Raw genomic sequence first — 21,089 nt, 5'->3', positions numbered from 1 at the left:
CTCGCCGGGATCAGGCGGCCTTGGCGCTGTTCGAGCCGATGAACCAGGCGTCCTTCTCGGCGTTGCGGCTGACCTCGGTCAGAAGGTCGGCAGTGTCTTCATCGCCAGCCTCGTCGGCGGCTTCCATGGCTTGGCGCAGCTTCACGGTGTAGTCGTTGAAGCGGCTCACGAGGGCCTGAACGTGGTCCTCGACCGAAACCAGCTCGGTGGGATAGGGTTCGAGCGAGCTCTTCTCGGCCACGGTCTGGGTGGTGCCCTGCGCCAGACCGCCCATCATCGCCACGCGCTCGGCCATCATGTCCGATCCTTCGCGCAGGTGGGCAGTGACGTCGTCGAGCAGCTCGTGCACACCGATGAAACCGGTGCCCTTGAGGTTCCAGTGCGCCTGCTTCACCGCGTGCGACAGATCGATGGTGTCGGCAAGACGATCATTGAGGACGCCGATCATCTCGGTGCGGGCGTTTTCGCTCAGGAAGGGAACAAAATTCTGCGGCATATCTCTCACTCCTAGTCGTCAACAGGGGATGGCACCCGGGTGTGTGGAGGGGGCGCCCCCGGGCGGACCCGGGCTTCGGTCTGTCAACGTCGCGACCGCCGCGCGGGTTCCGTCAGATCGGAGAGATCACCTCGGTTTCGGTGACGATCAGGTCGAGCGGCTGGTCGAACGGATCGAGTGGCAGGGTCTCGGCTTCCTGCGCGCCGTAGGCGAAGCCGATCGCCAGTGCCGCGCCCTGCCCGCGCAGCCCCGCCAGCGTGCGGTCGTAGAAGCCGCCGCCATAGCCCAGGCGGGCGCCGGCACGGGTGAAGGCCACCAGCGGCACGATCAGGATCTCGGGGGTGACGAACTCGGGCGCCTCCGGGACCATGGCACCGAACGGACCCGGCACCAGCGGCATCTCAGGCTCCCAGAGCGCGAAGCGCAACGGCTGGCCGGCGGCCTCGATCACCGGCACCGCCACGGGCCCATAGGCCGAGGCCTCGGCCATCGCCGGGCGGGGATCGATCTCGCTGCGGATCGGCAGGTAGCCCGCCAGCGGCACGCCGCGATGGCCCGCCAAGAGCTCCGAGAGCCGCCCTGCCCCGGCGCCGGCATCGGCCTCATGCGCCGCCTTGCGCCGCGCGAAGGCGGCCTTGCGGGCCGCCGCCTTGACCTCGGCCAGAGCCGCCTCGCTCACAGCAGCACCGCCGACGCGAGGCCGAGGAAGGCGAAGAAGCCCACCACGTCGGTGACCGTGGTCACGAAGGTGCCCGAGGCAAGCGCCGGGTCGACACCGAAGCGTTCCAGCACCACCGGCACCCCGATGCCGGCCAACCCCGCGACGACCAGGTTGATGATCATCGCCACCGCGATCACGCCCCCGAGCACCGGCGAGCCGAACCAGAGCAGCGCCAGCACCCCCATGACCACAGCGAAACAGATCCCGTTCACCAGCCCCACCGACAGCTCGCGCAGGATGATGCGCCAGACGTTGCTGGAGGTCAGGTCCTTGGTGGCCAGCGAACGCACCGCCACCGTCAGCGCCTGCGTGCCCGCGTTGCCCCCCATGGAGGCCACGATCGGCATCAGCACCGCCAACGCCACCACCGTCGCCAGCACGTCCTCGAACTGCGCGATGACCAACGAGGCCAGCACCGCCGTCGCGAGGTTCACCGCGAGCCACGGCAGGCGCTGCCGCACCGTCTCGACCGTGCCGTCCGACAGCCGGCTCTCCTCGCCGACACCGGCGAGGCGCAGGATGTCCTCCTCGTGCTCTTCATCAAGAACCGACATGGCATCGTCGATGGTGATCACGCCGACCAGCCGCTCGCTCTCGTCGACCACCGGGGCCGAGATCAGGTGGTACTGGTTGAAGGCATAGGCGACCTCCCCCTCGGGCCGGGTCACCGGGAAGACGTGGAACGTCTCGGAGATCAGCGAGCGCAGCAACACCTCGCGGCGCGAGGCCATCAGCCGGCCCAGCCCGACATTGCCGATCGGGCGCAGCTTCGGGTCGACCAGCACGATGTGATAGAACTGCTCGGGCAGATCGTCGGTCGAGCGCAGGTAGTCGATCGCCTCGCCCACGTTCCAGTGCTCGGGGGCCATCACCACCTCGCGCTGCATCAAGCGGCCCGCGGAATATTCCGGATAGGTCAGCGACTGCTCGACGGCAACCCGGTCGCTGTCCTCGAGCACCTCGAGGATGGCTTCCTGCTGGGCCTCGTCGAGATCCTCGAGCAGGTCGACCACGTCATCCGACTCGAGCTCGCGCACCGCATCCGCCAGCACCTCTGGGTGCAGGGTGCGGATCACCTCCTCGCGGATCGACTCGTCGAGTTCCGACAGGATGTCGCCGTCGAACTCTTTGCCGTAGAGCTTGATCAAGCGCATCCGGTCGAAGGCGTTGATCTGCTCGAGAAGGTCGGCGATGTCGGCCGGGTGCAGCGGCTCCATCAGCTCGATGAGCTTTTCGCGCTCGCCGGTATCGACGGCAAAGAGGATTGCCGCGACGTTCTTCGGCTGCAGCGCGTAGGCGTCGTCCTCGCGCGCGTCGGTGTCCTCGACGGCCTGTTCCGGTTCCTGGGTCATCGCTGCTCCGCTGCCTGCCGTTTGGCCGCAGATTAGGGGATCGCGACGGCAAGCAACAGAGCACATTGCGCTTCGGCGCCCTCGCCGTCATGTTGCGGCGGGTTTGCATCGGAGACACCATGGCGACGCTACATCTGGGACAGGTCCTGAGCTTCGACGGCTCGCCCTTCGACGAGGGCCACGACGCCGTCTGGCATGAGCGCCGCGGCGCGCTGGCGGTCGAGGGCGATCGCATTCTCGCCGTCGGCCCCGCCGATGCGATGCGCGCGGCGCATCCCGCGGCCGAGGTCATCGACCACGGCGACGGGCTGATCGTGCCGGGCTTCGTCGATGCCCACGCCCATTACCCTCAGACCGGCATGATCGCGAGCTGGGGCAAGCGGCTGATCGACTGGCTGAACCACTATACCTTCCCCGAAGAGATGCGCTTTGCCGACCCTGCCCATGCCCGCGCGGTGGCCGGGCGCTACCTCGACCTGCTGCTCGACCACGGCACCACCTCTGTCTGCACCTACTGCACCATCCACCCTGCCTCGGTGGACGCCATCTTCGAGGCCGCAGAGGCGCGCGGGATGCGGGTCTTTGCCGGCAAGACCTGCATGGACCGCGACACCGCGCCCGAGGGCCTGCGCGACAGCGCGCAATCGGCGTATGACGACAGCAAGGCATTGCTTGAGCGCTGGCACGGCACCGGCCGCGCCTCCTACGTGATCACGCCGCGTTTCTCGCCCACCTCGACGGTGGCGCAGCTCGAGGCGCTGGGGGCGCTCTGGGGCGAGCACCCGGATTGCCTGATGCAGACCCACCTGAGCGAGCAGGTCGATGAGATCGCGTGGGTGAAATCGCTCTACCCCTCGGCACGGGACTACCTCGATACCTACGAGGCCCACGGCCTGCTGGGGGCCGGTGGCCTCTACGGCCATGCCATCCATCTGGAACCACGCGAGCGCGACCGGCTGCGCGAGGTTGGCGCCTCGCTGATCCATTGCCCGACCTCGAACACCTTCATCGGCTCGGGCCTGTTCGACATGGGCGGGCTGACGCGCGAAGGCCAGATCGTCGGGCTTGCAACCGATACCGGCGGCGGCTCGTCTTTCTCCATGCTGCGCACAATGGCCGCGGCCTACGAGATCGGCCAGCTCAGGCACCGCCCGCTGCACGCCTCGGAGCTGCTGTGGCTGGCGACGCAGGGCTCGGCGCGGGCGCTGCATGTCGACGACCGCATCGGCAACCTCGCCGCCGGAATGGAGGCGGATTTCATCGTGCTCGACCTGGCCTCGACACCCGCCATCGCGCAGCGCGTGGCGCAGGCGGGCGACATCTGGGAGGCGCTGTTCCCGACGATCATGATGGGCGACGACCGTGCCGTCACCTCGACATGGGTCGCGGGACGCAAGCGCTGAGGTCTGAGGTCTGAGGTCTGGTTTAGCCCTGCTGGCCGGTGATCAGCACCCAGTAATCCCCCGACCGTCCGATGCCGTAATCGCTGACATCGGTGCGGATCATGGTCTGGAGGTGCGACGGCGAGTCGGTCCAGCTCTCGAGCACGAAGTCGAAGCCGCACGGCGTCCAGCCGACATTCTCGTGCACGTGGCGCAGGGGGTAACCGGCTGCGCTGGCGCGCTGCCCGACCTTGCTGCCGTCAGAGCCCACATGTGTCACGGTCTGCAAGCGCGCCACGTCGCGTGCATGGGTCGCCGCCGCCGCTTCCAGCGCCGATGAGCGTCGCAACGCGGGCAATCCCCGCGCGGCGCGGTAGGCCGCAAAGCTCTGATCCGCGCTCTGGCCGCTGGCCGCGGGGCAGCCGGTGCCGCTGAAGACCGACTTCGTCGGCGCGTTCTCGCCCGCGCGGAGGCCGGGCGCCCCGGCGGTCTGAGCAGCCACGGCACCCGCCTCGGGTCGGGCTGCCGGCACATCATCGCGCACGTCGATTTCCACGCAGGCGGCGAGAGGGGCGAGCAGCAACAGGGGCGCGAGGAGCTTCATCGGATCACCTTTTGGCGGGCTGGTTGGCGGACTTGGCATTTGGCCTCCAGATAGCGCCGCGCCAAGCCAACGGCCACACCCTCCAGACGCCGTGTGCGGGAAAGCGCCGCCTAGCGCGGCGCCGCCAGAACCATGGCGTAGAAATCGCCCGCCCGGGCCAGACCGTATTGCGTGACATTGGTCTTGAGCATGTTCCTGCGGTGACCCGGAGAATTGATCCAGAGGCGCATGGCGTTGTCCATGCCTTGGTGTGTCTGCGCCACGTTCTCGGCCGCGGCGCGGTACCGATAGCCTTCACGCTCGAGCCGGTCGGTCATCTGGCTGCCGTCCGAGCCGGTATGGGTCATCAGGTCCATGGCCTGCATGTCACGCGCATGGGCCTCGGCAACGGCCTCGAGCGTGGCGGAGCGGGTCAGCGGACGCAGGCCATGCGACGCGCGGAACGCGTTGAGCGAGGGCACCGCTGCCGCCGGCTCCGGCTCGATCTGTGCGGTGGCGGCAGGCTCCATTGGCCCGCTCCGGCTGGCGATGTCAGGCGTTGGCGCGGCACAGCCCGCCGTGAGCAGCAGCGCGGCTGTGGTGATCATCCGTTTCAATGCGTCTTCCTTCGTACCGTCATCAGATCCTTGCCGGGAACTCCCTAATGTTTCGTTCACGGCTGTTCGGCCAGCCTCAGAGCCAGCGCGTCCTGATGCGCCAGAGTCGCGCCGAGGTCGATGGTGGTGAGCAGCCCGTCGCGCACCACCTGCCGTCCTTCGACGAACAGGTGGCGCACCCGTTGCGGACCGGCGAGCAACAGGGCCGCCTTGTCCCAGCTGCCGGCGCTGTCGATCCCCGTAACATCCCAGAGCGCCAGATCGGCGCGCTTGCCCGGCGCGATCTGGCCGCAATCGTGGCGGCCGAGCACCTCGGCCCCGCCCCGGGTCGCAAGCCGCAGCGCCTCGCGGGCGCTCATCGCGTCGGCCCCGCGCGACACCCTCTGCAAGAGCATCGCCTGCCGCGCCTCGGCGACGAGGTTGGAACTGTCGTTGCTGGCCGACCCGTCAACGCCGAGCCCCACCGGCACGCCCGCGTCGACCATGTCGCGGATCGGCGCGATGCCCGAGCCGAGCCGGCAGTTCGAGCACGGGCAATGCGCCACCCCGGTTCGAGATTGTGCAAAGAGATCAACCTCCTGCCCGTCGAGCTTCACGCAATGTGCGTGCCAGACATCAGGGCCGGTCCAGCCCAACTCCTCGGCGTATTGACCGGGCCGGCAGCCGAACTGCGCCTCGGAATAAGCGATGTCCTCGTCGTTCTCGGCAAGGTGCGTGTGCATCATCACTCCCTTGTCGCGGGCCAGAAGTGCCGCGTCGCGCATCAGCTCGCGGCTCACCGAAAACGGCGAGCACGGCGCCACGCCGACGCGCACCATCGCGCCCTCGCTCGGGTCGTGGAAGGCATCGATGACGCGAATGCAGTCCTCGAGAATGGCCTCCTCGCGCTCGACCAGCGCATCGGGCGGCAGGCCGCCGTCACTCTCGCCGATGCTCATGGCGCCGCGGGTGGCATGGAAGCGCAGCCCGATCTCGGTCGCGGCGTCGATCGTGTCATCGAGACGCGCACCGTTGGGATAAAGATACAGATGGTCCGAGGTGAGGGTGCAGCCCGAAAGTGCCAGCTCGGCCAGCCCGGTCAGCGCCGAGATGCGCATTTCCTCGGGTCCGAAGCGGGACCAGATCGGGTAGAGGGTCTGGAGCCAGCCGAAGAGCAGCGCGTCCTGACCGCCGGGCACCGCGCGGGTCAGGGTCTGGTAGAGGTGGTGATGCGTATTCACCAGCCCGGGCGTCACCACGCAATTCGCGGCCTCGACCACCTCGCCCGCGGTCGTGAGCCCCTCGCCGATCTGCACGATCACGCCGTCCCGGATCAGCACGTCGGCGCCGGCAAACTCGCTGCCGGCATCATCCATGGTGAGCACGCTATGGGCGTTGCGGATCAGGGTCTCGGACATGGTGAGGCACTCCTTGGGGTTTGCCCGGAGAGTGGCCGGTTCCGCACCGGAATGGAAGTTGCGACCTCACGATCCGGGCGGTTTCGCCCGTGACCGTGACCGTCTCCCGCTCAGCCCTGGAGCAGCGCCAGCGCCTCTGCGTGCAGCTCCGCGTTGGCGGCGGCGAGAACGCGCCCGCCCTCGTGCGCCGGGCCGCCCTCCCAGTCGGTGACGATGCCGCCCGCCGCCTCGATCACCGCGATCGGCGCCTGCACGTCATAAGGATAGAGCCCGGCTTCGACCACAAGGTCGATCTGCCCCGCCGCGAGCAGCGCGTAGGCGTAGCAATCCATGCCATAGCGGGTCAGCCGGGCGCGGTCCTTCACCCGCGTAAAGGCGGTGCGGTCGACATCTGTGCCGATCTCGGGGAAGGTGGTGAAGAGGATCGCCTCGTCGAGCCCACGCGGGCGGCGTGTCGAGAGCGCGAAGTCGCCCAGCGGGCCGCTCCACTCGGCGCGGCCAAGCCCGCCGCAAAACCGCTCGCCGGTATAAGGCTGGTCGATGATCCCGAGCCGCGGCCCGGTCTCGTCGGAAAGAGCGATCAGCACGCCCCAGGTGGGTGTGCCGCTCAGGAAGCCACGGGTGCCGTCGATGGGATCAAGCACCCAGGTCAGCCCGCTGCTGCCGCTGGTGATGCCAAGCTCTTCGCCGAGAATGCCATCCTCGGGCCGGCGCGCCGCGAGCAGGCCGCGCATCGCCTCTTCGGCAGCGCGGTCGGCGACGGTCACCGGGTCGAAGCCCTCGGCCTGCTTGTTCTCGGCATCAAGGCCGTGGGCCCGGAAATGCGGCAGGATCGCCGCACGCGCGGCATCAGCCAGCGCATGCGCCGTGTCCCAAAGCTCGTTGGCCAGATTTTCGGATATATCGGCCATCGCCGCCACCTCGCTGATTTTCTTGCAAATCAGCTAGCGCAGCGGCGACGCAGGCTCAAGCCACGTCGGACAGGACGCGGGCCAGTTCGAACAAGCGGCGGCGCTGGTTCTCGGGGATCGCGTAATAGGAGCGCACCAGGTCGAGCGCTTCCTTGTCGCCGAGGATGTCGGCCGGCATCGCTGCGGCCGGGGCGGCTGCCTCTTCCGGGGCCTCCTGCTCGGCGTCGATGCCTTCGAAGAAGAAACTCACCGGCACTTCAAGTGCGTCCGCGATATCCCAGAGGCGGGAGGCGCTGACGCGGTTGGCGCCGGTCTCGTACTTCTGGATCTGCTGGAACTTGATCCCGACCTGCTCGGCAAGTTGCTGTTGCGTCATCCCCACCAGCCAGCGGCGGTGACGGATGCGTTTGCCCACATGGACGTCCACGGGATGCGTCATTGGCGTTTCCTTCTACCACACCCCGTACCAGGGGCGACTAATTCTTCCTGCGCCACCGGCGCAACCTGCTCTGGGCACACACACACGCACCCAGCGATCTTTTTACCAGCCTGCGGACAGTACATCGTCAGAGGCGTTGTGATCAAGCACGACGCGCCTGATACGGTAAATACAGTCGACTATGTGCACCTAAAGGTTGCAGGAGCACGTACCACTTAAGCACATATGGGGGCGGATCGAGATTTGACAATTCAACAAAAGCACCATCACATTCACGATCACGATCCACGAGGCCCGTATGCTATCTTTTCTTCTCAGCTCGCATGAAAAGCAACCTACCCTAACGGATATAGACATTCCTGAATGCGCGTCAGGGCAGATCAGGCTGCGGATCGGGGCCTGTGGGCTCAATTTCGCGGATCTCCTGATGATTGAGGGGAAGTACCAGGATACGCCCAAGGTTCCGTTCACCATGGGCATGGAAGTGGCCGGCACGATCGACACCGTCGGCACCGGTGTGACCGGGTTTGCGCCGGGCGATCGCGTGGCGGTCTTCGGCGGAAAGGGCGGGCTGGCCGAGTATGGCGTGTTCGACGCCGCGCGCGCTGTGAAGATCCCCGACAGCATGAGTTTCGAAGACGCGGCCGCCTTCCAGATTGCGTATGGAACCAGTCACTTGGCGCTCGATCATCGTGCACGTCTCCAACCCGGTGAGACCCTCCTCGTGCTCGGCGCGGCGGGCGGTGTGGGGCTCACGGCGGTCGAGATCGGCAAGCTCATGGGAGCCACCGTGATCGCCTGCGCGCGGGGACCGGAAAAGCTCGAGGTCGCCCGTCAGGCGGGCGCGGATCACCTCATCGATGCCCGCACCGAGGACATCCGCGAGGCGGTGCTCGCGCTCGGCGGGTCGGACGTTGTCTACGACGCGGTCGGAGGCGACCAGTTCACTGCCGCGTTCCGCTCCTGCAAGCCCGAGGCGCGGATTTTGACCATCGGCTTTGCAAGCGGAGAGGTCCCGCAGATCAAGGCGAACCACCTATTGGTGAAGAATCTCACCGTCATGGGGCTCTACTGGGGCGGCTACCTGACCTTCCGGCCGGAGATTCTCACCGGATCTCTGGCACAGCTCTTCGCATGGTACGACCAGAAGAAGATTCGTCCGCATGTGAGTCACGTGCTTCCGCTGGAAGAGGTCGCCGACGGGCTCGCCCTGCTGCGCGACCGCAAGTCGACCGGCAAGGTTGTGATCCGCATCGACGGTTAGCGCCGGACATATTCCAATTTCCTGAAACTGAGACAGCTTACCGCAGCGCCGAAGCGCAGGGCGCGACAAAACGCCCTGAACCGCGCGCTCAAGTCAAGCTTTCGGTGCGAATGCCTACGCGGCGGCGATTTCGCGCCGACCGCGCAGCACGCCGAACTCTGCCCGCAGCGCCCCAAGAAGGGGCTCGATGAGCTGAGGGCGCGCGCTCGACGCGTAGAGACAGATCGACTGCTTGCCGAGTTCCGGCAACTCTCCCGGCGGGATCAGTTCGAAATGCGCCGGCGCGTGGCCCTCGAGGATCGGCGTCACCGCGAGATCGGCCGACACCGACACTTCGATGGTGCGGTCGCTCTCGCTGTCCACTGCCAGTTCCCAGTCGAACCCCTCGCGCTCCATCAGCGAGATCGCAACCGGGCGGAAACCGCAACGCCGTGAAAAGGCGATGCGCAGGGGCCGGGTCTTCCATGCGGTGCCGGTCGGCGCACCGTACCAGCGCAGCGGCACCTCGAGCAGCGGCTCGGCGCCGTCGCCGGGCTCGGTCTCGGTGGTCAGGATCACGTCGACCTCGCCCCGGGCGAACTGCTCCTTAAGCCCGGCGGTGTAGGAGCTGATCAGCTGTAGCCGCACCCGCGGGAAATCGCGCTGCATCTTCTTCATCACGCGCGGGATCACCGGGTAGACGATGTCATGCGGCACGCCGAGCACCAGCTCGCCCTCCCAGTCGGTCGCCGTCAGCCTTGCGTAGATCTCGTCATTCAGCTCGACCATGCGGCGCGCATATTTCAGCAGTTGCTCGCCCGCGGGCGTGAGACTGACCCCGCGCCCCGAGCGGTCGAGCAGCGCCAGCCCAAGAGACTCCTCCAGCCGCTTGAGCTGCATCGAGACCGCCGATTGCGTGAGGTTGAGGAACCCGGCGGCGCGGGTGACCCCGCCGGCCTCTGCGACAGCGAGGAAGGAACGGAGCGTGGTGATGTCTAGATTGCGCATGAATCGGATTTCGTGATGGGAGGGATCAGGGATATTCGTTTTACAGATGGGTTGGCCAAGAGCATACCGATCACATGAAGACATGAATACAGAAATCCACATCACATTTCGTGAAGGACACCATCATGCCCCGTGACACCGCCCTGCCCCGCGCCGCCTGCAAGCCGTCCGCGCAGCGCCGCCCCCTTCTGCACCGACTGCTCGACCTGCAGGCGCTGTGGCGCCAGCGCCGCCGCCTGGCCGAGCTCGACGACGCCGCGCTGCGCGACATGGGCATCAGCCGCGCCGATGCCCTGCACGAGGCCAGCCGCAAACCTTGGGACGCCCCCGCCCACTGGCGCGGCTAAGCCGCGAGCAGGCCGCAAAAGACGTATCGAAAGCACCGGTTTTCCGGTGCCTTCCATCTTGAAATGCCGCCCCGCTCTGCCAATATCGAAGGCAATAAATCCATCTCGATACCTGAGACACAGCTTGGAGGCATGAATGGCTGAATACAGAACAATCCGGACCGCTACCGGAAGCGCGAGCGCGGCCCAGATTGACGAGGGTCTGCGCGCCCACATGAACAAGGTCTACGGGACCATGTCCATTGGGATGCTGCTGACCTTCGCAGTCGCCTGGGCAGTGGGCACGAGCCCCGAACTGCTGGCCGTGTTCCGTGACCCCGCCACGCTGCAGCCGAACATCCTCGGCTGGATCGTCATGTTTGCTCCGCTGATCATGGCGTTTGCCTTCGGCGCGATCCTCAACCGCATCTCCGCCGCTGGCGCACAGCTGTTCTTCTTCGGCTTCGCCGCCGTGATGGGCCTGTCGCTGAGCTGGATCTTCGTGGCCTTCACCGGCTTCTCGATCGCGCAGGTGTTCCTCGTGACCTCGATCGCCTTCGCGGGCTTGTCGCTCTGGGGCTACACCACCAAGAAGGACATCTCCGGCTGGGGTTCGTTCCTGATCATGGGTGTGATCGGCATCCTCGTGGCCTCGATCATCAACATCTTCCTGGCATCGCCCGCGATCTACTTCGCGATCTCGATCCTGGGTGTGCTGATCTTCGCCGGCCTGACCGCCTACGACACGCAGAACATCAAGAACACCTACCTGCAGCACGCAGCGCATAGCGACAGCGAGTGGCTCGGCAAGGCCGCCATCATGGGCGCCCTGCAGCTCTACCTCGACTTCATCAACATGTTCATGTTCCTGCTGCAACTGCTTGGCAATCGCGAATAATCGCGCCGCCACCGGCACAAAATGACAAGGCCCCGGGCGATTGCCCGGGGCCTTTTTCGTAGCAAAGCCTCATGTGCGTATGCAGGTCAGCCCAGCGCAGAGCCCAGCCGCACCGGGATCAGCCCGCGCAGCGAATTCCCGATCCAGATGGTCTCGGCCCGCTCAAGATCCTCCATCCCCAGCACGGCCTCCTGCGCCTCGCCGCTCAGCAGCAGGCTCTCGCGCAGCACGCCGGGCAGCAGGCCGCATTCCGCGTGCGGCGTGAGGATACGCCCGCCCCGGCTCAGAAAGACGTTGGTATAGGCACCCTCGCAGAGCTCGTCATGCTGATTGAAGAACAGCACATCTGTGACGGCGCGCGGCTTCTGGCGCAGCGTCTCGTCATAGAGATGACGTCGGGTGGTCTTGAGCCTCAGGAACGGATCGTTGGCGTCGAGCCGGTGCGGCGAAATCGTCACCATGCCGTTTTCGGGAGACGAAGCGAGGTTGAAGGGCTGCTGGTCGAGCTCGATATCGCCCTTGCGCCCGACGGTCATGCGCAGCCGCAGCGGCGCGTCGCCCGAAATCCGCTCGATCCGCTGCCAGGCCGTCGCGCGGTCGAAGGCAAAGCCAAGCGCCACGCAGCTGCGTTCGGCGCGGGCCATGTGCATCCCGCCCCGGGTCACCCCTGAACCGGGCAGCCATAGCATGGTCTCGATCACTCTCAGCGCGGGATCAGACCGGTCACGAAGCGGGATTTCCACAGTGCTTCCTCGTACTCGTCATCGCACACACTGTCGTGCACGATACCACCTCCGACGCCCATTTGTGCGCGTCCCGTGCCGGTCACCGTCAGGCTGCGGATCGCGACGTTGAAATCGGCGCGGCCATCCGGCCCGGCCCAACCGATGGCGCCGCAATAGGCGCCCCGCTGCCAGCGCTCGAGCCGGTGGATCGCCTCCATGGCGGCGATCTTGGGCGCGCCGGTGATCGAGCCGCAGGGGAACAGCGCCCGCATCAGCTCGGGCAGTGACGGCGCTCCCTCGAGCTGCGCCTCGACCCGGCTCACCATCTGGTGCACCGTGGCGTAGGTTTCAACCTCGAGCAGCGCCGGCACGGTCACCGAGCCCACGCGCGAGAGGCGCGACAGGTCGTTGCGCATCAGGTCGACGATCATGATGTTCTCGGCGCGGTTCTTGGCGTCCTGCGCCAGCGCGTCGCGCAGGGCGGCGTCGCGCTCGGGATCAGCTGCGCGCGGGGCGGTGCCCTTCATCGGCGCCACCATGATGCGCCCGTCTGCTTCGAGCCGGAAGAATCGCTCCGGCGAGCGCGACAGGATCTGCGTGTCGCCCAGCGCGACATAGGCGCCGTGCCCTACCGGCTGGAAGCGCCGCATCGCCCCCCAGAGCCCGAGCGGCGCGCCGTTGAACCGCAGCGTCATCGGCATGGTGAGATTGACTTGGTAGAGATCGCCACGGGCGATCATCGCCTTGATCTCGTGGAATCGCTCGGCATAGGCGGCGCGATCCCAGAGCGGCGTCACCTCTGAAACCGTCACATCGGCGCTCTCGGCCTCGGCCTGCGCCAGCAGCGGCGCGGCATCGGAGGGCCGCTCGAAGATACCGAAGGTCAGGAGCGGGCCTTCACCCTGCGCCGCGAGCGCCGCAAGCTTTGGCTCGAGCGCATGGCCAAGTTCATAGGAGGCCACGCCGGCGATCCAGAAGCCCGCGCGCCGTGCCGCCTCGAGTCGCTCGAGCGCGGCCGCAGGGTCATCGCCCTGCCCGCAGGTGACGATCTCGAGCGGGTTGGAAAACAGCGCCGGCGCGCCGCAAGGTCCGGCCTCGACCAGAACGCCGCTGAACGCCTCTGTGCGCATCAAAGCCCCCGCGCCTGCCATGCCCCGGATAGAGAAAGACCGCGCGGGTGTTATCCCGCGCGGCCCAGATCACTGTCCCTTACGAGGTAAGGCTTACTTGATCTTGCCTTCTTTGTATTCGACATGCTTGCGCACGACCGGATCGTACTTACGCACGGTCATCTTCTCGGTCATGGTGCGGGCGTTCTTCTTGGTCACGTAGAAGTGGCCGGTGCCCGCGGTCGAGTTCAGGCGGATCTTGATTGTGGTAGGCTTCGCCATGGTTCTTCTCCTGCGACGGGCAAGCGCGCACCTTGGCCCGCGCCCCGTAGAAATCCTTGAAGCCCGCCTTTTACCCAAGCGGGCGTCCGAGTCAACCGGGAATGACCCGGAAAATTATGCGTGGAGGGCCTGTAAGCCGGATTCTGTTCAGAGCGGGTCTCCCCGCCCCTCGGCGACCATTCCTCTAGGCCCGCGGTTGCCCGCGCGCTCAAGCTGCCAACCCGGACCTCTCGGGCCGAAGCAGCCCTGCGGTGATATCCCGAAGGATCATGCCCGCGCGAGGTCCCTATTTGGCATTGCTCCCGGTGGGGCTTGCCATGCGGGTCCGGTTGCCCGTCCCCCGGTGGTCTCTTACTCCACCGTTTCACCCTTACCGCCCCGAAGGACGGCGGTCTGTTCTCTGTGGCGCTGTCCGTCAGGTTGCCCTGCCCGGGCGTTACCCGGCACCGGCGCTTCGGTGAGTCCGGACTTTCCTCCCCCGACGGGTCACCCCGAAGGCGGCGGCCGCCCAGCCCTCCACGCCGGCCCGACATAGGCGCGGGGGCATGGCGCGTCAATCGCCGATCGCGCGCTCAGCGCAGCAGCATCGGCGCGCCCATCCAGTCGCGGATCAGGTCGCTGAGCCGGTCAGGCGCCTCGAGCGGGAGCAGGTGCCCGGCCTCTTCGACCACCTCGAGCGTCGCGCCGGGAATCAGCTCGGCGAGGAAACTCTGGCGCTTCTCGGGATGCAGCGTGTCATGCGCACCGCAGAGCACCGTCACCGGCACCCGCAGCTTGCGCAGCGTGCCCTGCTGGTCACGCCGACGCTGCAACACCCGGACCTGCCGCACAAAGGTCTCCGGGCCGAGGGTCTGGGCCATGTCCATCAGCATGGCCTGGATCTCGAGCTTGTAGGGGCCCGGCGCGTAGCACTCCGACGGGATCAGGGCCTGCACGGCCTGATCGAGCCGCCCGGCGCGGGCCTTGATGATCAGCGCATCACGGTCTGCGGCCTGTTGCGGCGTGTCGGCCAAGGGCGTTGTGTTGATCAGCATGAGCCGCGCCACCCGGTCCGGCGCCCGGCGCTGCAACTCCATCGCGACGACACCGCCAAGGCCAAGCCCGGCCAGCGCAAACCTTCGCGGCAGCACGTCGAGCAGACCCGAGGCCACTTCCTCGACCCGCTCGCCGGTGTTGATCGGGGCGACCATGACGGCCATGTCTCGGGACAGATCGGCGATCTGCGGCCCGAAGAGCCGCGCGTCGCACATCAGTTCGGGCAGCAGAACGAGAGGTTCAGCCATTCCGTCCCCCGAAAATCCGGATCCGTCCCGCGCCGGAGACCAACATGCCCTGCCTCTTGGTTTTTTGGGTGTTTCATTGAATCCTAGCACGCAGGCGAGCGAGGAAAAGCGGGAAACCGCCGCACGGGCGGAGCGCCGCGCATGCGCCAGGAGCCTTACCCCTCGCCGTAGCCTTCCCAGCGAAACGCCCCATCCTCCGCGCGCAGCGGCGAAAACGGGTTGTGCGCGATCTCCCAGATATGGCCCTCGGGATCGGCGAAATAGCCGTGATAGCCGCCCCAGAACACCTCCTGCGCGGGCTTCAGGATCGTCGCCCCAGCGGTCTCGGCGCGAGCGAGAAGCGCGTCGACCTCCTCGCGGCTGCCAAGGTTGTGCGCCAGTGTCAGCGATCCATGGCCCAGCGTCTCCACGGGCACGCCAATATCCTTGGCAAGATCCTCGAGCCCGAACAGGCCCAGCGTCTGCCCCAGCAGGTCATAGGCGATGACCCCCTCGGGCCCGTTCGCGCGCTGCCATCCCAGCGCGTCGTAGAACGCCGCCTCGCGCGCCATGTCGCGCGCCCCCAGAGTGATGAGACTGATCCGTTGCTGCATGCGCGCTACTCCTCGAATTCCCGGTCGCGGCTGAACCGCTCCATCGGCACCCATCCCTCGAGCAGGCGCCAGTCCGGCAGCGCCACCCGCAAGACATTGCCACCGCCCGCAGGCTGATCATGGCTGCGTGCGATGGGCTCTTTCAACAGGTGCGCCCGCAGCAGCGCACCCACGCCGCCGTGCCCGATCACCGCGATGTTGCCGGGCCGGTCGTCCCGCGCCACCAGCCGCCGCAGCGCCGTCAGCACCCGCGCCTGCGCGTCGACCGCGCGCTCCCAGCCCTCGACGCTTTCCTCGGGCCGGGCAAAGAACGCATCTGCCATGCGCTCGAACGCCTCCGACGGCAGATAGCCCGTGGCCGACCGGTCATTCTCGTGCAGCGCGTCGATCACCTGCACATCGAGCTCGAGCAGCCCAGCCATCAGCTCGGCCCCCTCCCGCGCCTTGCGCTCATTGCTGCAATAGATCGAGGTCACCCCGGCGCAGCGCTCGGCGAAATTCGCGTGCCGGGCCCGCCCCTTGCGCGACAGATGCCAGTCAGGCACCGGCACCTTCGGGTCAATTTCGACCTCCGCATGCGAGACGTAGAACAGCTGCCTCACCCGCCGACCTCCACGATCGCCACCTCGATCATCGCGAGGTTCTCCGGCTCCGAGAACCGGTGATCCGCGCCCTTCACGAAGCACAGTTGCACATCGTCACCTTCGATGTGATCGAGCAGACGCAGCGCGGTCTCGCGGGTCACCGCCTCGTCCTCGGTCCCCTGCATCAGCCGCACCGGCACCGCCATCGGCAGCGGCGCGCGCAGCACGAGGTTCTCGCGCCCGTCCTCGATCAGCCGTTTGGTGACGGCGTAAGGATCGCCATAGGCCGAGGGCAGATAGGTCACCCCTTCGGTCATCACCTTCTCCCGCTCCTCGTCCGAGAAGCCGGCCCAGAAGCCGTCCTCGGTGAAATCCGGCGCCGCGGCGATGCCGACGAACCCCGCCAGCCGTGCCGACAGCCGCTTGGCGAGCAGGCAGGCGATCCAGCCCCCCATGGACGAGCCCACCAGCACCAGAGGCCCCTCGGTCACCGCCTCGATGACCGCCTGCGCGTCCTGCGCCCAGTCGCCGATGCAGCCCTCCTCAAAAACGCCACCGGACTGGCCATGGCCGGAATAGTCGAGCCGCAGGAAGGCGCGGCCACGCGCCTCGGCCCAGGCCTCGAGATGCACCGCCTTGGTGCCCTCCATGTCCGACTTGTAGCCCGACAGGAAGACCACGGTCGGCCCCTCTCCGGGCGTGTGGGCATAGGCCAGCCGGGCGTTCGGCCCGTCGAGATAGGCGGTCTCAGCCATGTTCGTCACCTCCGTGCGTGATTGCGCCGACTGTGACCCCGCCGCGTGGCGCGATGCAACCGGGTTTCGCGTCGCGCGCCGCCGGTCTCATCGCGATACGGATTTTCCGTTTGCCCACAGAGCCTTGCCAGGCACGGCACGCCATGGTCGACGACCGCATACAGCAACGCATTGATTTCAATGCATATCCGGCATTCCGGATTGAGCATTTCCCGCCTCGGCCGGACGTGAAATGCTGCACTGCAGAAACTCCTGCCGCCCTCCCCGCGGCGCCTCCTATCCGAACACATCCGAAGGATCGCTGATGAAAGCCCTCACCCTCGCGGCACTGATCGCCGCCGCCCCCGTCGCCAGCCTCGCCGACAGCCTCACCCTCGCCACCCCGCTCGCGGGCGGCACCGTGCGCGCCGCCGGCACCGACCTCTCGGCCTACTGGGTCGAGGATGGTGACGCCGCCGAGCTCGTGGCCTACTACACCACCGGCGGCGCGGCGCCGCAGCCGCTGCGCATGCGCCTGACCGAGGGCGACCGCGTGGTCTTCGGCCTGCCCGGCCAGAGCGGCGCCACCTGGAGCTTCGCCCACGAGGCCGGCGCCGTCACCATCACCGGTGAAGCCCTGCACAGCCAGCTGGCGATGAACTGAGCCGTTGGACGCGCTGAAAACACGAAGGCCCGGGAGGCGATACCTCCCGGGCCTTTCTCGTTCCGGTCAAACCGCGCGGCTCAGAGCTGCGCCATGACCTCGTCCGAGGCTTCGAAGTTGGTGGTGACGCGCTGCACGTCGTCGTCATCCTCGAGCGCATCGACCAGCTTCATCAGCGACTGCATCGAGTCCAGATCGAGCTCGGTGGTGGTGGTCGGCTTCCAGATCAGCTTGGTGCTTTCCGACTCGCCCAGCTCGGCCTCGAGTCCGGTCGCCACGTCGTTGAGATCGCTGTCGGCGCAGTAGATCACGTGGCCCTCATCCGAGCTTTCCACATCCTCGGCGCCAGCCTCGATCGCGGCCATCATCACCGTGTCGGCGTCGCCGGCGTCGGCCGGGTAGACGATCTCGCCCTTGCGCTCGAACATGAACGCCACCGAGCCGGTCTCGCCGAGGTTGCCGCCGTTCTTGGTGAAGGTCGAGCGCACGTTCGAGGCGGTGCGGTTGCGGTTGTCGGTCATCGCCTCGACGATCACCGCCACGCCGTTCGGGCCGTAGCCCTCGTAGCGGATCTCCTCGTAATCGTCGCCCTCGCCGCCGGACGCCTTCTTGATGGCGCGCTCGATGTTGTCCTTGGGCATGGACTGCGACTTGGCTTCCTTGATCGCGAGCCGCAGGCGCGGGTTCTTGTCGGGATCGGGATCGCCCATCTTGGCGGCGACGGTGATCTCCTTGGAGAATTTCGAGAACAGCTTAGCGCGCACCGCGTCCTGACGGCCCTTGCGGTGCTGGATGTTTGCCCATTTGGAATGGCCGGCCATGGATGCCCCTTGCCTTGTAAACGTGGTGTTGAAACTTCGCCCAGCGCTATAGCCCAGCACGCCCCGCCCCCGCAAGCCCGGCCACGGCGCACACGGCACGGGCAGATGCCTCCGGCGGGAGTATTTTTGACGAAGAGAAGCCAGGGGCGCAGCGCTCCTGCCTTCTCTGGTTCCAAAATACCTCGGGGGTAAATTGGCGCACAGCGCCAAGAGGGGGCAGCGCCCCCTTCTCTTCCCTCTCGAGGCGCACCTCCGGTGCGACAGGGGGCAGCGCCCCCTCGCCTCGCGATCCCCCGCGCCGCCTGACCCTGTGATGGGCCAAAGCCCTCGTCGTCTCAAACCGTGCCGCGGCGCCCCGGGAAGGTCTCGAGCGTCACGCCCGCCGCCTCAAGCGCGCGGCGCACGTGGCGCGCGATCTCCAGCGCGGTCTTGCCGTCGCCGTGCAGGCAGATCGTGTCCACCGCCGCGGGGATCTGCTTGCCGCTTTCGGTGATGATGGCGCCGGCCTGCACCATTGCCACCATCCTGCGTGCCGCGAGCTCGGCGTCGTGGATCACCGCGCCGGGCTGCGACCGGTCGACCAGCGTGGCGTCGTCGTTATAGGCCCGGTCGGCAAAGATCTCACCAGCCCAGCGGCACCCCAGCGCCTCGACGGCACGCTGCTGCGCCGTGGCCGCCAGCACCATCACGATGATCTCCGGGTCGACCGAGAGCGCCCCCTCGTAGGCCGCCCGCGCCATCGCCTCGTCGGCCGAGCACATGTTGGCCAGCGCGCCGTGCAGCTTCAGGTGCCGCACCTCGCCGCCGGCGGCATGGGCCATCGCCCGCGCCGCGCCGAACTGGTAGGCCACGAGGTTGCGCAGGCTGTCCTGCGAAAGCTGCATCTTGCGCCGTCCGAAGCCCTGCAGATCGGGAAAGCCCGGATGCGCGCCGATGCCGGTGCCGCGCGCCACCGCGGTCGCCATGGTCTGCGCCATCACGTCCGGGTCGCCGGCATGGAAGCCGCAGGCGATGTTGGCCGAGGTGATGACCTCGAGCAACTCTGCATCCTGCCCCATCACCCAGGGGCCGAAGCTTTCTCCCATATCCGCGTTGAGATCCACCGATGTCATATGAAAGCCTTTCTCAATGGTCGTGATGATCGCCGCTGGAGAACCCGCTCACCAGCTTGTGCGACAAAAGATCGGGCACGTCGCCCGGGTGCCGCACCACCGGCTCCACCTTTCGGTGCAGCTCGGCCATGTGGCGGCGATAGCCCGCCTCGACGCTCAGCGCCTCGTCCAGCGTGATCCAGCGGAAGGTGAGCCGCGCCCCTGCCGGGGCCTGCGCCACGCGCGGCAGGTCGGCGGGAATCACCGTGGCGAGCCGCGGATAGCCGCCGGTGGTCTGGCACTCGGCCATCAGCACGAAGGGCGCGCCGTCGCCGGTCATCTGGATGTCGCCGGGCGAGATCACCTCCGAGACCACCGAGAGCCCGCCCTCGACGCCGTAGCCCTCGCCGTCGGGATTGACCTTCACCCCCATGCGGTTGGCCCGGTTGTCGCGGGTGAAGCCCTCCTCTCCGAAGCGCGCCCGCTGCGCCTCCGAGAACATCGCCGTCTGCAGGCTCTCGACCACGCGCAGCGTGCCGCCGTTGAAGCGCTCCTCGACCGCGAGCTTGCACCCGGTCTCGCCGCCGCGGTCGGGCCCGACTGCCAGCCGCGCTCCCGAGGCGACCGGGGCGCCGAGCCCGGCGGTCAGATGCGCCGATTGCGCGCCGAGGATCTCCGGCTCCGCGAAACCGCCGCCTACGCTGAGATAGCCATAGGCGCCGCCCGTCACCGGCCCGATCTCCAGCACCGCCCCCTTGGGAAGAAGATGCGCGCCGTGCCAGAGCAGCGGCGCGCCGTCGAGCGTGGCGCGCATCGGCGCCCCGGTCAGCGCGATGCGCATGTCCTCGCTGGCCTCGAAGCGCCCGCCCATGCCGCCCATCTCCAGCGCCGTGCCCGGCGGCTGGCCCAGCAGCGCCGTGCCCTCGGCCAGCGCCAGCCGGTCCATCGCGCCCCCGCGCGACAGCCCATAGGTGATCCAGCCCGGACGGCCCTCGTCTTGCAGGCTGAGCGCCGGCCCGGCGCGGTGCACGATGAGCTCCCGGCTCATGCCAGCGCCTCCCAGCTTGCGCCACCGCCCGGCGCGCGGCGCAACGCCTCGAACTCCGCCTCGCTCACCGCCGGGAAGATCACCTCGTCGCCCGGCGCCAGCAGGAACGGTCGCTCATCGCCCAGCCGGAACAGCTCCGCCGCGGTCTGGCCCACGTGGCGCCAGCCGGTGGGCGCGGTCACGCCAAAGAGCACCAACTGCCGGATCGCCAGCACCAGCGCGCCCTTCGGCACCTTCGGCGTCAGCGCCGACTGGCGCGGGATGTTCCAGACCTCCGGCAGCAGCCCGAGATAGGGCTGCCCCGGCGCAAACCCCAGCGCCGTCACCCGCACCTGCGCCTCCGAGAGCATTTCCACCGCCTGCGCCTCCGAGAGGCCAGCCTCCGAGGCCGCCTCGCCAAGCTGCGGCGCCAGCGCGCCGCCATAGACCGTGGGAATCCGGTGCAGCCGCCGCCCCGCGGGCAGGTCCGCCTGCAACCAGTCGCGCGATGCCATCACCTCCCGCAACCGCGCCTCGAGATCAGCATGCGACAATGCCAGCGGATCGAAACGCAGGTAGCACGACACCAGCGAGGACGAGCTCTCCTGCACCCCCTCCCAGCCGGCGCGTTCGACCTCGGCGCGAAAGGCGATGGCGGCCCGGTTCGCCGCCTCGTCCAGCCGGTCGCCGAAGCTCACGAGCATGCCGTCGATGCCGGCGGTGCGGATGATCGGAAAGCCGGGCTGATCCAGCGCCATGACGGTCTGTCCTCCAAGGAAAAACTCATTCGAGTGTTAACAAAC

General features: G+C 67.6%; 25 protein-coding genes and 1 other RNA gene. 5 read left to right on the top strand and 21 right to left on the bottom strand.

Annotation, left to right across the window (positions count from 1 at the left end):
- Window positions 1-10 precede the first annotated feature (10 nt).
- The 3 genes from dps to mgtE all read right to left on the bottom strand — a co-directional run bounded on the left by dps (window position 11) and on the right by mgtE (window position 2,569).
- On the bottom strand, window positions 11-496 hold the full coding sequence (dps, locus tag R2601_RS13070) for a DNA starvation/stationary phase protection protein Dps (protein WP_007799125.1): 486 nt from the start codon (window positions 494-496) through the stop codon (window positions 11-13).
- A 112-nt stretch (window positions 497-608) separates the two neighbouring features.
- Window positions 609-1,175, bottom strand: coding sequence for a 5-formyltetrahydrofolate cyclo-ligase (locus R2601_RS13065; RefSeq protein ID WP_007799124.1), 567 nt, complete (start codon window positions 1,173-1,175; stop codon window positions 609-611).
- Window positions 1,172-2,569, bottom strand: coding sequence for a magnesium transporter (gene mgtE / locus R2601_RS13060; RefSeq protein WP_007799123.1), 1,398 nt, complete (start codon window positions 2,567-2,569; stop codon window positions 1,172-1,174). Before mgtE ends, R2601_RS13065 begins: the two co-directional genes overlap by 4 nt.
- Before the next feature lie 119 nt (window positions 2,570-2,688).
- On the opposite strand from mgtE, the gene guaD reads away from it, so the two are divergent.
- Window positions 2,689-3,972 carry a guanine deaminase gene (guaD, locus tag R2601_RS13055; RefSeq protein ID WP_040545361.1) on the top strand — a complete coding sequence of 428 codons (1,284 nt, stop codon included), beginning with the start codon at window positions 2,689-2,691 and terminating at the stop codon, window positions 3,970-3,972.
- Window positions 3,973-3,994: 22 nt separating this feature from the next.
- Here the strand turns inward: guaD and R2601_RS13050 are convergent, their stop codons facing one another.
- The 5 genes from R2601_RS13050 to R2601_RS13030 form a co-directional block, all read right to left on the bottom strand.
- Window positions 3,995-4,555 carry a CAP domain-containing protein gene (locus R2601_RS13050; RefSeq protein WP_007799121.1) on the bottom strand — a complete coding sequence of 187 codons (561 nt, stop codon included), beginning with the start codon at window positions 4,553-4,555 and terminating at the stop codon, window positions 3,995-3,997.
- A gap of 110 nt (window positions 4,556-4,665) precedes the next feature.
- On the bottom strand, window positions 4,666-5,142 hold the full coding sequence (locus R2601_RS13045; protein WP_007799120.1) for a CAP domain-containing protein: 477 nt from the start codon (window positions 5,140-5,142) through the stop codon (window positions 4,666-4,668).
- Window positions 5,143-5,207: 65 nt separating this feature from the next.
- A complete protein-coding gene (locus R2601_RS13040; RefSeq protein WP_007799119.1) occupies window positions 5,208-6,548 on the bottom strand; it encodes an 8-oxoguanine deaminase in 1,341 nt (446 codons plus the stop codon).
- A gap of 110 nt (window positions 6,549-6,658) precedes the next feature.
- Window positions 6,659-7,459 carry a histidinol-phosphatase gene (gene hisN / locus R2601_RS13035; RefSeq protein WP_040544697.1) on the bottom strand — a complete coding sequence of 267 codons (801 nt, stop codon included), beginning with the start codon at window positions 7,457-7,459 and terminating at the stop codon, window positions 6,659-6,661.
- Between the two features lie 55 nt (window positions 7,460-7,514).
- A complete protein-coding gene (locus R2601_RS13030) occupies window positions 7,515-7,898 on the bottom strand; it encodes a helix-turn-helix domain-containing protein (RefSeq protein WP_007799117.1) in 384 nt (127 codons plus the stop codon).
- Window positions 7,899-8,196: 298 nt separating this feature from the next.
- On the opposite strand from R2601_RS13030, the gene R2601_RS13025 reads away from it, so the two are divergent.
- On the top strand, window positions 8,197-9,162 hold the full coding sequence (locus R2601_RS13025) for an NADPH:quinone oxidoreductase family protein (RefSeq protein WP_040544695.1): 966 nt from the start codon (window positions 8,197-8,199) through the stop codon (window positions 9,160-9,162).
- Window positions 9,163-9,276: 114 nt separating this feature from the next.
- On the opposite strand, the gene R2601_RS13020 is transcribed toward R2601_RS13025, so the two are convergent.
- Window positions 9,277-10,149, bottom strand: coding sequence for a LysR family transcriptional regulator (locus R2601_RS13020; protein WP_007799114.1), 873 nt, complete (start codon window positions 10,147-10,149; stop codon window positions 9,277-9,279).
- A gap of 125 nt (window positions 10,150-10,274) precedes the next feature.
- On the opposite strand from R2601_RS13020, the gene R2601_RS13015 reads away from it, so the two are divergent.
- A complete protein-coding gene (locus tag R2601_RS13015) occupies window positions 10,275-10,496 on the top strand; it encodes a DUF1127 domain-containing protein (protein ID WP_007799112.1) in 222 nt (73 codons plus the stop codon).
- Between the two features lie 136 nt (window positions 10,497-10,632).
- Complete coding sequence (locus tag R2601_RS13010; RefSeq protein ID WP_040544693.1) at window positions 10,633-11,373, top strand: Bax inhibitor-1/YccA family protein; 741 nt, start codon at window positions 10,633-10,635, stop codon at window positions 11,371-11,373.
- Window positions 11,374-11,459: 86 nt separating this feature from the next.
- Here R2601_RS13010 and R2601_RS13005 read toward each other — a convergent pair whose 3' ends face one another.
- The 8 genes from R2601_RS13005 to R2601_RS12975 all read right to left on the bottom strand — a co-directional run bounded on the left by R2601_RS13005 (window position 11,460) and on the right by R2601_RS12975 (window position 16,704).
- Complete coding sequence (locus R2601_RS13005) at window positions 11,460-12,062, bottom strand: aminotransferase class IV (protein ID WP_083793966.1); 603 nt, start codon at window positions 12,060-12,062, stop codon at window positions 11,460-11,462.
- A gap of 14 nt (window positions 12,063-12,076) precedes the next feature.
- Window positions 12,077-13,228 carry an aminodeoxychorismate synthase component I gene (locus R2601_RS13000; protein WP_040544689.1) on the bottom strand — a complete coding sequence of 384 codons (1,152 nt, stop codon included), beginning with the start codon at window positions 13,226-13,228 and terminating at the stop codon, window positions 12,077-12,079.
- Window positions 13,229-13,321: 93 nt separating this feature from the next.
- Window positions 13,322-13,489: a 50S ribosomal protein L33 gene (gene rpmG, locus R2601_RS12995; RefSeq protein ID WP_007799108.1), complete on the bottom strand. Its 168-nt coding sequence runs from the start codon at window positions 13,487-13,489 to the stop codon at window positions 13,322-13,324.
- Window positions 13,490-13,605: 116 nt separating this feature from the next.
- An RNA gene (gene rnpB / locus R2601_RS25630) (RNase P RNA component class A) lies at window positions 13,606-14,009 on the bottom strand.
- 52 nt (window positions 14,010-14,061) lie between these two features.
- Window positions 14,062-14,772, bottom strand: a complete 711-nt coding sequence (locus R2601_RS12990) for an alpha/beta fold hydrolase (RefSeq protein WP_007799105.1) — start codon at window positions 14,770-14,772, stop codon at window positions 14,062-14,064.
- A 155-nt stretch (window positions 14,773-14,927) separates the two neighbouring features.
- Window positions 14,928-15,365, bottom strand: coding sequence for a VOC family protein (locus R2601_RS12985; RefSeq protein ID WP_007799103.1), 438 nt, complete (start codon window positions 15,363-15,365; stop codon window positions 14,928-14,930).
- A 5-nt stretch (window positions 15,366-15,370) separates the two neighbouring features.
- A complete protein-coding gene (locus R2601_RS12980; RefSeq protein WP_007799101.1) occupies window positions 15,371-15,967 on the bottom strand; it encodes a histidine phosphatase family protein in 597 nt (198 codons plus the stop codon).
- Window positions 15,964-16,704, bottom strand: coding sequence for an alpha/beta fold hydrolase (locus R2601_RS12975; RefSeq protein ID WP_007799099.1), 741 nt, complete (start codon window positions 16,702-16,704; stop codon window positions 15,964-15,966). Before R2601_RS12975 ends, R2601_RS12980 begins: the two co-directional genes overlap by 4 nt.
- Before the next feature lie 304 nt (window positions 16,705-17,008).
- Between R2601_RS12975 and R2601_RS12970 the strand changes: the two genes are divergently transcribed.
- On the top strand, window positions 17,009-17,347 hold the full coding sequence (locus R2601_RS12970) for a hypothetical protein (protein WP_007799098.1): 339 nt from the start codon (window positions 17,009-17,011) through the stop codon (window positions 17,345-17,347).
- Window positions 17,348-17,427: 80 nt separating this feature from the next.
- On the opposite strand, the gene R2601_RS12965 is transcribed toward R2601_RS12970, so the two are convergent.
- The 4 genes from R2601_RS12965 to R2601_RS12950 all read right to left on the bottom strand — a co-directional run bounded on the left by R2601_RS12965 (window position 17,428) and on the right by R2601_RS12950 (window position 21,044).
- Window positions 17,428-18,168 (bottom strand): YebC/PmpR family DNA-binding transcriptional regulator, encoded by a 741-nt coding sequence (locus tag R2601_RS12965; RefSeq protein ID WP_007799096.1) that lies wholly within the window; start codon window positions 18,166-18,168, stop codon window positions 17,428-17,430.
- A 335-nt stretch (window positions 18,169-18,503) separates the two neighbouring features.
- Complete coding sequence (locus R2601_RS12960; protein ID WP_007799094.1) at window positions 18,504-19,280, bottom strand: LamB/YcsF family protein; 777 nt, start codon at window positions 19,278-19,280, stop codon at window positions 18,504-18,506.
- A gap of 13 nt (window positions 19,281-19,293) precedes the next feature.
- Window positions 19,294-20,307 carry a 5-oxoprolinase subunit C family protein gene (locus R2601_RS12955; RefSeq protein ID WP_007799093.1) on the bottom strand — a complete coding sequence of 338 codons (1,014 nt, stop codon included), beginning with the start codon at window positions 20,305-20,307 and terminating at the stop codon, window positions 19,294-19,296.
- On the bottom strand, window positions 20,304-21,044 hold the full coding sequence (locus R2601_RS12950) for a 5-oxoprolinase subunit B family protein (protein ID WP_007799091.1): 741 nt from the start codon (window positions 21,042-21,044) through the stop codon (window positions 20,304-20,306). Before R2601_RS12950 ends, R2601_RS12955 begins: the two co-directional genes overlap by 4 nt.
- Window positions 21,045-21,089 lie beyond the last annotated feature (45 nt).

The organism is Salipiger bermudensis HTCC2601 (genome assembly GCF_000153725.1).
Classification (GTDB): domain Bacteria; phylum Pseudomonadota; class Alphaproteobacteria; order Rhodobacterales; family Rhodobacteraceae; genus Salipiger; species Salipiger bermudensis.
This window is presented reverse-complemented; position numbering and strand designations above follow the sequence as displayed.